Here is a 13,768-nt window from a genome sequence, read left to right on the forward strand (position 1 = left end):
GCTGAGGATTGCATTCGACCTGTCCCTTCAGAACCAAAATGACCAATGAATCCAAAAACAAAGACTGAACCGACTGCCGATACAGCTTGCTGTTCCTCAGGCGGTGCATGCACGCCCTTGTCGGTTGGTCGACGTGATTTCGTTAAGACTTCTGGATTGGCCGCCGGCATGATTTTTGCGAGACAGTCCGCTGTCATGGCGGGACCGTTCACCATAGACGACTTCGATCACATCGTTCCTGCTGACAAGAAACTGAGCAAGCAATGGATCGATAGCCTGTACTCGCGAGGAAAGCCGCTCACGGCGTCTGGCAGCGAATTGAAATTCATCGGCATGCCCGTGAGTGGAATCGCCACAGGGCAAGTCTACCTAGGGGGCGACGGTCGACTCTGGTGTTGGAATTTGGACGGCGAACCCGACATGAAGTGGGAGGACGTTGGAAAAGGATACAAGTATCTGAAACCTGATGCTCCCTCCAGTCCGATGGACCAGGGCTTCGCTTTGCAGGTTGATTCCAGCGACAGCAAGCGTGTCTTCACTCTCGATTCCGACGGATTCCGCGACATCCGCTTCACAAACCAGTATCCCATGGGGAAGGTGACGTATGCTGACGCGGACTGCCCCGTGAAAGTCGAGCTGGAAGCATACACACCGTTCATTCCGTTGAATCGCGATGATTCCAGTTTTCCGGTGATTGTGATGCGGTACACGATCCAAAACGTGTCGGACCAGCAGCAGGAAGTGGCGATCGCAGGTTGGATCGAAAACTTTTCCAACTATCGCACTGGAAAAGAGAACGACAACGGAGTGCGGCAAAGTCAATATCGCGAACTGGATGGATTGTCGGTGGTGGAGTGCTGGGCGAAACCCCTCGATATTCAAGGTGCGGATGGTGAAAGTGTAAGTGAGAATGTGGCAACGCCCTTCGCCCTCGCCAATGATTTTGGGGCGGTCGCACTGGGACTGTTGGGGGATGAGAAACCGGACTTGGTCGACACGATGCGGTCCCAGATGGGGGCGACTGAGCTGTTTGATGCTCGGCCACCCAACGACGACGCTAGAAATGTACAGCAACGCCCATTCAGCGATCGAGCGTTGGCATCGATGGGACGCAGCGTCGAGTTGCAATCAGGCGAGAGCAAGACCATCGCGTTCACGCTCTCGTGGCGTTTTCCAAACGCAAGACATGTCACCGGATTTGGGCGTAAGGAATGGACCCGAGACGTTAACTATTATTCTACTCAGTGGCCCAATGCGAGCGATTCAGCCGCGTCCGTCGCCGCACGCGAAAACGAGCTGCGGGGCACGACACAGACCTGGGTCGATACCTGGTACGACTCGACGTTGCCGTACTGGTTCCTGGAGCGAACCTTCATCCCGATCGACTGCATGCAAACCCAACTCGCTCAGCGTTTGGCGATGCAGGAAGGACGGTACGCGCTCGACGAAGGTGTGACTTGCTGTGAGGGCAACTGCACTCATGTTTGGCACTATGCCCAGGGCTTGGCACGGCTGTTCCCGGTCATCGAACGCGAGTGTCGGGACAAAGTAGACTTTGGATTGAGTTTCCAGGACGACAGCGGAGCGATGAATTTTCGCTGTTCGACGAAGACTTTCCGCGAGGCGGTCGATGGTCAGTGCGGGACCATTTTGCGAGTCCTTCGCGAAAGCCAGATGACGACCGATTATCGGTTCCTCGAAAGCATCTGGGATCGGACCCGATTGACGATGGACTACGTCATCAAAAGATGGGACAAGGACCACGACGGACTGCTGTCAGGTGATCAGCACAATACGCTCGATAAAGCTTGGTATGGCAAGATTCATTGGCTGATTAATCTCTATCACGCTGCTCTCAAAGCATCCGCTCAAATGGCGAGGCAGATGGACCAACCCAAGGTGGCCGAGCGGTATGAGTCGCTGGTTGCCAAGGGGGCTGTCTCCATGGTCGACATGTTGTGGAACGAAGACTTCGGCCACTTCGTGCACATCCCCGAACGAAAGCCGGAACAGACGATCGGCTCAACGACGGGCTGCCACATCGACCAAGTGCTTGGCGAGTTCTGGTTGCGGAACCTTGGGCTGGATCCGGTTCTGCCTCAAGACAAGGTGCGCAAGGCACTGGCGTCTCTTTGGAAGTACAACTTCTCGCCGAACGTGGGCGATTTCCGAGCAGTGGAACGTAGCGGGCGTTGGTTTGCAGGGGAAGGTGATGCGGGACTGATCATGTGCACCTTCCCGCACGGCAAAGAAAACGCTCAGAAGACAAATTTTCATCGCTATTTCAACGAGTGCATGTCAGGATTTGAGTGGCAGGTGTCCGCCTCGATGATTTGGGAGGGCATGCTCGAGGAGGGGCTCGCCATCGGCAAAGCGATCAACGATCGCTATCAGCCAAAAAGCCGCAACCCGTACAACGAAATCGAATGCGGCGATCATTACTCCCGAGCCCTGGCAAGCTACAGTGCCTTCATGGCCATGTGCGGATACCGCTACGATGGACCGGAGGGCAAGCTTGGGTTTGGACCACGTATGCAACAGGAGAACTTCCGAGCCGCCTTCACGACGGCGGAAGGATGGGGCCGCTTCAGCCAGACCATCGAAGGCGGCAGGCAGAACAACGCGATTGAACTGCGCTACGGCACACTCTCGCTGAAAGAGTTAACTCTCGATACGGGTCTGGAATTTGAGGCGACCAAGGCGGAGATAACAGTGAATGATGATCGCATCGAAGCCCGATGGAAACTACAGGCGGAGCGAGCGGTCATCGAATTTCCTACCGTACTCGATCTCTCGGCAGGCCAAATAATGGTAGTGAAAATGTCGTAGCGATTCGATCAAGAGAGCTTACAGATCGCACACAAAGCGATCGTCCGGCGTTCGTGTTTTGCACCGCATGATGAACGCTGTCCAAGATAATTTCCTAGAAAAGAAACTTCGATGCTGTTAGAAAAACCTCACGTCCGGCGAATCGGCTTGGTATTGCTAATCACGGCGGCACTGTTCGGTCCGGTTAACTCGTTTGCCGAAAGCGAAAAGAAACCTTTGCGAGTTTATGTTTTGGTGGGGCAGTCCAACATGGTCGGTACGGGAGCGATTTCGACGATCGACTATATTGGCGAGGATCCGGAGACCGCTGGGTTGTTCAAGAGCATGCTCGATGAAGAGGGCAAGCCCAAGACATGCGAGCGTGTTTGGATATCATCGCTCAATGGCAAGTACCGGACCTATGGTGGCGAGGGCTTGGGGAAACTTTCCCCGGGCTACGGGCTTCGCCGAGAGGATCCGGCCACGCCTGGTGATTGCATTGGACCGGAGTACACGTTTGGGATCACGATGGAGCAGCACTATGACGGGCCCATTCTGATTATCAAAACGGCATGGGGTGGAAAGAGCCTACATCTTGAGTACCGACCGCCGAGTGCCGGTGAGTACCAGTTGCCGGGTGAGCTGGTCGAAAAGTTTCGCGAGAAGGGAGTTCTTGAAGCGAAGCAAGCAGAGGTCGACGAATACTCGGGCAAGTACTACCGCTACATGATTGAGCATGTGAAAAAAGTTCTCGGCGATATCAAACGCGTCTGTCCGGAGTATGAGCCAGAAGCGGGATATGAGCTCGCGGGCTTTGTTTGGTTTCAGGGGTGGAATGACTACGCTGCGACCGCAGAGTACCCAGCGTCGCAGGGAGATGCGCAGTTTGCCACGTACAGCGACTTGTTATGTCACCTGATTCGCGACCTGCGGAACGACTTGAACGCACCCGAACTGCCGTTTGTAATCGGCGTGATTGGCGTCAATGGGAATCATACTCCTGGGCTATTTTCGGGGCCACCGAATGCCCAAGAGAAGATGGAACGCCTACGTAGGGCCATGGCGGCGCCGGCTCAACTCGACGAATTCAAAGATTCGGTCATGGCCGTTCCCACCGCTCCTTTCTGGGACGACAAGCTAGGGAATCTTGGGATGAAACAGCTGAAGGTCCAGCGAATGCGGACGAGCATCTATAAGAAATCCGAGTCTGGCCCCAACGCAGACGGTTCCATGAGTCAGGCGGACATCAAGCGGTTCATGGAGGATTACACCTCGGAGATCTTCACACCCGAAGAACTCGCATTCAAAGAGCGAGCGTCGGGAACCGGTGGCTTTGTGCATTACTACGGAAGTGCCAAATTCCATGCGCAAGCAGGGCAGGCATTTGCGGAAGCTTTGTTAAGTAATCAGGCTCAGTAAGTGTCAGCCCAGTTCCTATCGGGTAAAGTATGAGCGCGACGCAGCAGCGTGAAGTTGCTCGCACCCGGTTCGCCCATTGATAGTTTCCTTGTCTCGGGTTTGCTCTCTTGGCGAATCGTTGCTCCTGCGGAATCCTGTTAGGACTCGGTCCTGCGATCGTATCCACGAACCCCACGCCTCCCACCATGAACTCAATGTCAAAGCTGTCTCTATTACCGATCGTCTGTTTGTTAATTCTTTCAGCGTTCACCGGCCGTTTACTAGCTGACGATATGAGCGTTTCATCTCCGTCAGGAAACCATGTGATTCGGTTTTTGCTGAAAGACGGAGTGCCGCATTACAATGTCTCCTATCGGGGAACGGCCATCCTTTCCGATTCGGGTCTCTCGTTGGACCTCGAAGGCGATGGCTTCAGCGACCGGTTTGTGGTCGAGGATACCCAGACCCCGTCGCAGGATGACAGTTGGGATCCCGTGGTCGGCTCCAAAAGTTCCTACCCGGATGCCTACCGCGAGTGTGTCGTTCAACTTCGGGAAGCGTCCGGCAAGAAGCGACGGCTCGATCTCGCGTTCCGTGCGTACGATGAAGGTGTTGCGTTTCGCTACATGATTCCCGCGCAGAAAGGCGTCTCGAAAATCACGCTCCGCTCGGAAGACAGCCGGTTTCAATTCACCGACGATCACTTGGTCTACTGGGACGACTACCCGCAGGCGGAGTATTCCAAAGTGCAATTGTCTGAGATGCCGGACCAGGCGATTCGGCCCTTGTTGTTGGAAACTAAATCGCATTTTGTGGCGATCGCCGAAGCGGGGAGTCTCGAACACTACGCACCGATGATGTTGAATCGATCCGGCGAGCTGCAACTGATCACTCGATTTCGCAGCGGAACGGTTTCGGCCAATGATTCTCTCACCACTCCTTGGCGAGTGGTTATGGTTGCCGACCATCCCGGCACGCTGGTCGAACACCATTACTTGCTGCAAAATCTTTCGGAACCGAGTGCGTTTGATGATACGTCTTGGATCAAACCCGGCAAGGTCTGGCGAAGCAATCTCGCGACTGACGCAGCCAAGGCGATCATCGACTACGCCGCCGCCAACAACTACCAATACGTGCACTATGACGCGGGCTGGTATGGGCCCGAACGGGCGGCCGATTCCAACCCGTTGACGGTTGTTGGTTCCATCGACATGCCGGAGACAATTCGATATGCGGACGAACACGGGATCGGTCTGATTTGTTACATCAACAAGATTGCGATGTCGCGATACGATCTGGACAAGACCTTTCGCACCTACCAGCAATGGGGCATTCGGGGCGTGAAGTTCGGATTTGTCGATTGGAAGAGTCAGTCCGACATGGAGTTCTTGTTCGGCTCGATCAAGACGGCCGCGAAGTACAAGCTGATCGTTGACATCCACGATAACTTTCGGCTGACAGGGATCGAGAGAACCTACCCAAATGTTTTGACGGTCGAAGGGATCCTTGGCAACGAGGAACTGCCGGAACGGGGGAACCCACCGAAGAATGTTCTGACAACATCCTTTGCCCGGATGATCGCTGGAGCGGGTGATTACACTCCCTGCTACCTCAACGGTCGAGTGGTGAGCCGCTCGTTTCAGCTGGCGTTGGGTGTCGTGTTTTATAGCCCACTGCAATACCTCCACTGGTATGACCAAGCTGATCGCTATGCCGGACGATCGTATCCTGAGTTAGAGTTTTGGAAGGAGATGCCGACGACATGGGATGATTCGAAAGTGATTCATGGATCGATCGGCAGCTACATGACCGTGGCCCGCAAGAAAGGTGAGCGTTGGTTTGTGGGAACGATCGTTAACGAGGCGCGAAGCCTCGACATCCCGTTGGACTTCCTTGGCCCCGGAGAGTACACGGCGAAGGTTTTTTCCGAGAATCCCGGGGACAAAAAACTGGTCACGGTCCAGTCGCGTGCAGTCACGTCGAGCAGTTCGCTGACGGCGACGATGAGATTCGGAAGTGGGTGTGCAATCATCATTTCGCCGGCTTCAGCGAAGTGACCTCGCTGAGTAACTGAAGTGTCCCCGAGAGTGTGATCAACGCACTTTCTGCTATGAAAACGACTGTGTGGTTTTAGCGAGCGATAATGGTCCGTGGTGGAGAGTAGGCGATCACGTGGGGCACGGCGAACCACTGCGTACATTCAAGACGAGCACTTCCAACGGTGGGTTTCGTATTCCTCTCATCAGTCGGGCACCGGGTAGGATGCCGGCCGGAAGCAGTTCGGATCTCGTCCATGCGAATATCGATCTGCTTCCAATGATCGCGAAACCGACTGGCGCCGATCTTCCTGATGACCGAGTAATTGATGGGCCAGATCTTTCTGGAATCGTTCACGGTACAGAAACGGAACTTGATCGGCCAGTCTTCCTTTACCAGAATTGATCGTTGCGAGCGGTAAGATATGGCTTATGTTCCAGAGAAGGATCGCCATTACATCTTGGGAACCACACTCTATAATCTTGTCGACGACATCGTCGAAACTTCCCGGCGATGCCAACGGTCAGCTAACCCCCAGTCCAACTCCTTGGAAACGTACCGCTAGATCCAACAAACGTGATGACGACCCTATGAGAATCGGAAAATACGAACGCCTTGCTGCTGATATATTCGGCTATACCTATGACAACTATCTAGGTCATCTCCAAATCGGTAACGAACGTTACGAGTCGTTGATGCCGAGGGATGCAAAATTGCTCGAAAAGGCGGTTGTCGAACGTTGGTCGATCCTACGGATCTCCGAGAAGTTGGAGGTGGATGTCGAACAGGCTGGCAAGTTGCTCGTGTTAACGAAGGACGCGTTAGAACGCTATGAGGCTGCGAATCCGGCGGAGTTCTTCCGAGTCGCTGTCCGACAAATGGTTGAAGAAGCTGTGTCAGAAGGTTTGAGTGACGAGAAAGATGTCAACGAGCTCGTCAGTCAGATTTGTCATGTCGCGTCTGACATGGCGGTTTTGCTAAAAGCCGAAAAATCCGAGATGGTTGAATATTCGGGTGAACTCCGGCGACCGGCGGGTGAAGTGTAGAGCATCGATACGCTGACCTCACCCATTGTCAACGTTTACCCGTCGCAATCGAGGGCGGTAGTGACCTTATGGTTTCAGAACGACTTTGATGCACCCGTCTTCTCTGTCTCGGAACTTCTTGTAGGCGTTTGGAGCGTTCTCGAGCGGTTCGACGTGGGTAATCACGAATGACGGATCGATTTTGCCTTCGGTGATTTTTTCCATCAGAGGCGTCAAGTAACGCTGCATGTGAGTTTGCCCCAGACGGATTTGCAGTGCCTTGTTCATCGCAGTTCCCCACTGCAAGTTCACGCTGCTGAAGTACACGCCGGGCACAGAGACTCGGCCGCCCTTGCGACAGCACTTGAAAATTTCGTTCAAGACGTGCGGGCGACCCGAGCCCAGATGTAGTGCCGTTTTGGCGTCATCGAGTGCGGATTGCAAATTGCCGGCGGCGTGGTTTTCGGCGCCGACGGCGTCGATACAACAATCCGGGCCACGCCCTTTTGTCAGTTGTTGCAGGGTCGCGTAGACATCAGACTTCTCGTAATCGACCACCTCCGCGTTGGAGATCTCTCGAGCCATTTTCAATCTTTCAGGCACTGTATCAATCGCGATAACGCGTTTGGCACCGAGCGATCCATGCACTTTGGATCGCGAATTGTCCGACGGGGCCACAGCCCCATACTGCAACTGTGTCGGCTGGTTGTATTTCGCAATTTTCTGCGGCCATGTAGCCGGTCGGGAAGATGTCTGATAAGAAAACAACCTGTTCGTCCGGCAAGCCATTGGGAACTTTGATGGGTCCGACATCAGCGTAGGGGACTCGCAAATATTCGGCTTGCCCGCCCGCGTAACCACCGAGCATGTGAGTGTATCCAAACAATCCGGCGGGCGAATGGCCCATCACCTTTTCCGCCTGTTCCGCATTGGGGTTCGACTGATCGCACAACGAATAGAGAGTTGATTGACAGAAGAAGCATTCGCCGCACGAAATCGTGAACGGCACGACAACCCGGTCGCCGACTCGCAACCGTTTGACGTCATTGCCAACCTCAACGACTTCTCCCATAGGCTCATGACCGATAATGTCGCCGGCTTCCATTGCCGGCGCTGCACCGGCCATCAGGTGCAGATCGGATCCACAGATCCCGGTAGCCGTGACTCGTATAATCGCGTCACGAGGGTCTAAGATTTTCGGATCGTCGACGTTGTCAACTCGAATGTCATTCCGACCGTGCCAGCAAACCGCTTTCATCAATTCTGTTCCTTTATCCAATGAGTTGGCCCCCGCGAATGAACGCAGATCTCAGTGCGATCTGAATGAGGGGCAATCTGAGTTCACGCTGCGTCTCGATGAGACGTTCGTTTGCTGAGGCAACTACGAAATTGACCTCCTGCGGGCGTGAGCAATCGCAACTCCCGTGCCGATCGCACACGCGTTGATGCGGGAGTGTCAGCGCGGATAGGCGTCGCGCCACCGCGCAGCGCACCCGATCATCCGAAAGATGCCGTGAAAGATGGCTAACGTAACTGTCGTGGTGATCGACTTCGTACGCATTCCAATGACGTTGATCGACATGACGGTCGATAATCGAGCAGCGTGCGGTTGCATCGACTACGCGGTTGTTATCACGGTCGCAAGAGAGACGCCCATAGATGCGTTGCGATCGGCGAGGTTCGAGATTGAGATTTGCACCGTTGAGCTCGAGGCGCGTTTTGATTGTGAAATACTACGGTGATTCAGGTTTTGATTCAGCGTTCTGTCGCGCTGCGATCGTGCCCAAGGCACCCCAGACGCCGTAAGGACTGTCAACGTTTGAGTCCATTGGGTTGTCTGTGTAAACGCTCGCTCGCGTGAGATCACCGGTGTCGATGGTGTTGACGACAAATCGCACAGCCCCGTCGGCAAACAAAGCGTGACAGCCGCCGTGGTGTAAGCTCGAGGCACTGAAAACGCCCTCGAGACGTAATTCGCGTTCGGTGTCGCAGTTCGGTGAATTGGGGGGAAGGATCGTGTTGAATCCCGACCAGGAGATTGCACCATCTGCCCAGTTTCCTCCCCGCGAGGCTTTCCCGTCGGGAGTGAATCGCAACTGAAAATCGGGCTTGACGTTGCCGCTGCTGTCAACGACGTCAAGACAACGTGAGGGATTGTCTTTCAAGTCCGTGATGTTGGCCGTGATACTGCTGAAGCCTCGTCGTGATGCGTCGCTCGTCGCGACTTCGGCGGCCAATAACGTGTGGTTCAATCCATCCGTGATGTCATCGAATCGCGTTGGACGTCCCGCTTTGAATGCACCTCGGTGCGATCCGGTGTCGGCCGTTCTCAATCGGAAGTCTAGAAACTCGCCGGCAGGGTAGCCGACGTCATGAATGGCGTCGCCGTAACAGAACACATAGTTGCTGAGCGCAGCATGCGCTTGAGGCTTTTGCGTTGGATCGCTCGGGCACCGCAGCGTAGACAATCCCCATTGCCAAATCGGATAAACGTTTGCTTTCCAAGGTGCGGGACCCATAGGCGGAAAATAGAATGATCCATCCTCGCTCATTAATGGGCCCGGTGCGACGGAGAGTGCGTCCAACTGATCCCGGAAAGATTCGCACGATTTTGTCTTGGTCAAATCGTCGAGTCCCTCATTTGATGAAGGATGCGGCCCGGTGGTGTACGGGTTGCTGATCATGTCCCACAGGCACGATGCCTCCACAAACGGCACGACGGCGACCCATGCGGATAGGCGATTCTGATTCGATAACTCGTCACCGCCGGCGGTAGGACCGGTGCCGCCGCATGCAGGCGGAAGTTGGAGAAAAGCAGCGTGGTAGTTATGGAACGCCAACCCGAGTTGTTTGGCATTGTTGATACACGACATTCGCCGCGCCGTTTCGCGTGCGGTCTGAATCGCGGGAATCAACAGTGCGAGCAGCAACATTAGGCAGCCCAGCAACGCGATGGCACCCGCTCGCGTCAACCGCCAGCGTTCTTTCGTTTGCGGTTCCCCTGACATCACACACTCTCCGTGGTCGACTTAATTCGATCCCGCGTGCCAATCCGTCGGCGACCACGAATCATGCCCGACTCTTTGACAACCACGCAAGCATGACCTGGCGTGGTGTAGCGAGAGCATTTCGGATGTTAACGTGCTCGTTCACCGTTGCTGGATATCGTCTCGATCGTGCTAGCGAAACAGGGTTCGGCGGCGTTGCTACGAGTTATCGGTTGCGGAGAGCATGACCATGGCGAGCGGAGGAATGTTGAGTTTGAGGCTCTGTTCGCGTCCGTGTGCCGCGATCGGATCGCTGGCGATCTTGCCGAGGTTACCGACGTTGCTGCCCCCGTAGAGTTTCGAATCGCTGTTGAGGATCTCGATGTACTTGCCCGATTGTGGAACGCCGATTCGATATCCCGCGTGCGGTGCGGGAGTGAAGTTCAGTACGACGACGACGGTACTGCCATCCGAGGCCATACGGCAGAACGTGAAGATGCTCTTATCCGCATCGTCAGCGGCGATCCATGAGAAACCGGCGGGGTCGCAATCGAGTTCATGCAGCGCCGGATAGTCTTTGTAAATGCGGTTCAGGTCGCCGATAAACCGCTTCACCCCGTCGTGCACATCGAACTGTAGCAGCGACCAGTCGAGTTGGCTCTCCGCATTCCATTCCGACGACTGACCAAATTCACATCCCATGAAGAGCAGTTTTTTACCTGGGGATGCGTACTGGTACCCGTACAGCAGACGCATGTTAGCGAATTGTTGCCATTGGTCGCCCGGCATTCGCGACAAGAGCGAGCCTTTACCGTGAACGACCTCGTCGTGCGAGAGCGGCAACATGAAGTTTTCGCTGAACTGGTACACCGAACGAAACGAGAGTTCATTTTGGTGGTATTTGCGATAGATAGGATCGCGCTTGATGTACTCCAGCGTGTCGTGCATCCATCCCATGTCCCACTTCATGCCGAAACCTAGCCCGCCGTTGTAGACCGGGCTCGATACGCCTCCGAACGAGGTCGACTCTTCGGCGATCGTCAACACACCGGGGAAGTCCGCATGCAGGTGAGTGTTGAACTGTTTGAGGAATTCGATCGCTTCCAGATTCTCGTTACCACCAAACTGGTTCGGAACCCATTCACCGTCTTCGCGTGAATAGTCGAGGTACAACATCGAGGCGACCGCGTCGACACGCAATCCGTCGATGTGATATTCCTTGCACCAGAATCGAGCACTCGCGTGAAGGAAATCGCGGACTTCCTGTCGTCCGTAATTAAAGATGTGCGTGTTCCAATCGGGGTGGAAGCCTTGACGTTTGTCGGCGTGTTCATAGAGTCCCGTGCCGTCAAAGTACGCCAAACCGTGTTCGTCATAGGGGAAGTGTGCAGGAACCCAGTCGACGATCACGCCGATGTTGTTGCGATGGCAGTGATCGACGAAGTATCGAAACTCGTCCGGGCCTCCGAAGCGGCTCGTTGGGGCGAAGTAGCTCGTGACCTGGTATCCCCATGATCCGTCGAACGGGAATTCCGTGATCGGCATCAATTCAATGTGGGTGTACCCGAGTTCTTTGACGTAATCGACCAGCATCGTGGCGAGTTCGCGATACGTGTGGTACCGGCGTCCGTCCCACGGGCGTTTCCAAGACGAGAGTTGCACCTCGTAGACGGAGATCGGTTGTTTCAACCAATCAACGAGTCCCCGGCGACACATCCAATCTTCGTCACGCCACTTGTACTTTTCCAGATCGTGAATGATCGATGCCGTGGCGGGCGGGTGTTCGGCCGCGAATGCGTAAGGGTCGGCTTTGTCGGTCACGATTCCTGATTTGGATCGCACGCCGTACTTGTAGTGCGTTCCGACACCGGCGCCGGCGATGAACCCTGACCACACGCCCGAGTCGCTGCCTTGCAACCAATCCTGGCCGTGTTGCCAGCCGTTGCCCTCGGTCAGCACGCTGACTTCGGTTGCGTTGGGAGCCCAGACGGCGAAACGTGCTCCCGCGACACCATCACGCGTTTCCGGGTGAGCACCGAGCCAGTGGTAACGTTCGTTGCGTTCGACCGACACGGGTGCTTCGTCGCTGGTTTTCATCTCGATGGATACCCAAGTTGTGGAGTCAGGTGAATGTTTCCAGCGAATTTTACAGGATCGGCGGGGACGCGTGTGAGGGGGTGCGACGATCTCTCAGATCGAGTCCGCGGTTACGACAAACCGTCCATTGTTCCGGTGCTGGTCGCAAATTGGTCAACTTCCAAACCGAATTTCTGCAGCAACGAAAGGTAGAAATTTGGCAACGGGTAGTTGTTCTTTTGACTGAACGCGAGGTGTCCGGCGTGGCGGAAGGGGCCACCCGCGATCAGCATGGGCATGTTCCGGTTGCTGTGGTTGGACGCGTTTCCGAGATTGCTCGTTAGGAACGAAGTGGTGTCGTCGAGAAGGCTGCCGCGAGCGTCGTCGGCCGAAGCAAGCGACCGTAAAAAACTGCCCCACTGTGCAACGAGTGCTTCTTCGACAATTGCGAGTTGCTCGAGTTTCGTGTCGTCGAGACCGTGATGGCTGAGTGAATGGTAGCCTTCCTCCACGCCCTCGATCGGAACAACGCCACCACCGCCGGGAAGATGCAAGGTGATGAATCGAGTGGAGTCCGTTTGCAACGCGAGGTGCATCAATTCACACATCGTTTGGAAGCGTCCGATCAGATCGTTCGGGTTGCGAATGTCGATCGGTCGGTCGGCGTCCACTTTGGGCTTCGGCATCTTTGCCCATCGTTCGGATTGTTGCATTCGCAGTTCGAGGCCGCGGACGCTCGAGAAATAGGCGTCCAGTCGATCCCGGTCGCCACGTCCGAGCGTCCGTTGCAGCGACTTCGCGTCTTCGGCGACCACGTCCATGATGCTGCGTCCCTGGCGAACGCGGGCGGCCTGTTTTTGCCGCTCTTGACGTGAGTCGTCGACGAACAACTCGGAAAACAATTGGGACGCGGACGTGATCGGAGGGATCATCGCACCGCTCTCGGTATAGCACGGGCTGTTGGTGCCACCGGTTGCCAATACCAATGAAGGGTACCGCGTCGCGTCACCGCGATGTTTGGCGAGCATCTGATCCACTGAGATCGTATTCACGGCGCGTCCGGCCGTACCCATCGGCGTCGCCGTCAGAATGCTGGCTTCGGCCCGGTGGCCTCCGCCGACGCCCGGGTGAGAGACTCCCGATGCGATGGTCAATTGATCGCGTAGATCATCGAGGGGACGCAGATACCGCGATGGCGTGTACTGTTTGCCCTCACCGGCAGGCATCCAGTTTTCACTGACCAAGCCCAATCCGACCGTCACGGCAACGAGGCGTCGTGGGTTCTGTCGTGCGTTCTCGTCCGCGGATTCTTTCGCAAAAGCCGATCGCATGGCCGAGAGCCAGGGCAAGCTCATTGCAACGCCGCTGCCACGCAAGACGGTTCGACGACGAAGACGTTTCTGCAAGTTGAACTGGGTAGATCGAGGTTTCATCGCG

At 55.4% G+C, this 13,768-nt stretch carries 7 protein-coding genes and 1 pseudogene; 4 read left to right on the top strand and 4 right to left on the bottom strand.

Annotated features, from left to right (window positions below; translation table 11 throughout):
• Positions 1-45 precede the first annotated feature (45 nt).
• The 4 genes from FHS27_RS23800 (at position 46) to FHS27_RS23820 (ending at position 7,289) form a co-directional block, all read left to right on the top strand.
• The gene (locus FHS27_RS23800; protein ID WP_184307721.1) at positions 46-2,829 is read left to right on the top strand and encodes a GH116 family glycosyl-hydrolase; all 2,784 of its coding nucleotides are present in this window, start codon (positions 46-48) and stop codon (positions 2,827-2,829) included.
• Between the two features lie 111 nt (positions 2,830-2,940).
• Entirely contained in the window at positions 2,941-4,227 is a 1,287-nt protein-coding gene (locus tag FHS27_RS23805; RefSeq protein ID WP_184307723.1) for a sialate O-acetylesterase, read from the top strand.
• A 185-nt stretch (positions 4,228-4,412) separates the two neighbouring features.
• On the top strand, positions 4,413-6,263 hold the full coding sequence (locus FHS27_RS23810; protein ID WP_184307725.1) for a glycoside hydrolase family 97 protein: 1,851 nt from the start codon (positions 4,413-4,415) through the stop codon (positions 6,261-6,263).
• Between the two features lie 570 nt (positions 6,264-6,833).
• Positions 6,834-7,289, top strand: coding sequence for a hypothetical protein (locus FHS27_RS23820; RefSeq protein ID WP_009101830.1), 456 nt, complete (start codon positions 6,834-6,836; stop codon positions 7,287-7,289).
• Between the two features lie 66 nt (positions 7,290-7,355).
• On the opposite strand, the pseudogene FHS27_RS31570 reads toward FHS27_RS23820, so the two are convergent.
• The 4 genes and pseudogenes from FHS27_RS31570 to FHS27_RS23840 form a co-directional block, all read right to left on the bottom strand.
• A pseudogene (locus tag FHS27_RS31570) lies at positions 7,356-8,526 on the bottom strand (zinc-dependent alcohol dehydrogenase).
• Positions 8,527-9,001: 475 nt separating this feature from the next.
• The gene (locus FHS27_RS23830; protein WP_184307729.1) at positions 9,002-10,276 is read right to left on the bottom strand and encodes a DUF1559 domain-containing protein; all 1,275 of its coding nucleotides are present in this window, start codon (positions 10,274-10,276) and stop codon (positions 9,002-9,004) included.
• Positions 10,277-10,474: 198 nt separating this feature from the next.
• Entirely contained in the window at positions 10,475-12,352 is a 1,878-nt protein-coding gene (gene glgB, locus FHS27_RS23835) for a 1,4-alpha-glucan branching protein GlgB (protein WP_184307731.1), read from the bottom strand.
• Positions 12,353-12,462: 110 nt separating this feature from the next.
• Positions 12,463-13,764, bottom strand: a complete 1,302-nt coding sequence (locus FHS27_RS23840; protein WP_184307733.1) for a DUF1552 domain-containing protein — start codon at positions 13,762-13,764, stop codon at positions 12,463-12,465.
• Between the last annotated feature and the right edge of the window lie 4 nt (positions 13,765-13,768).

This window comes from Aporhodopirellula rubra (assembly GCF_014192335.1).
Classification (GTDB): domain Bacteria; phylum Planctomycetota; class Planctomycetia; order Pirellulales; family Pirellulaceae; genus Rhodopirellula; species Rhodopirellula rubra.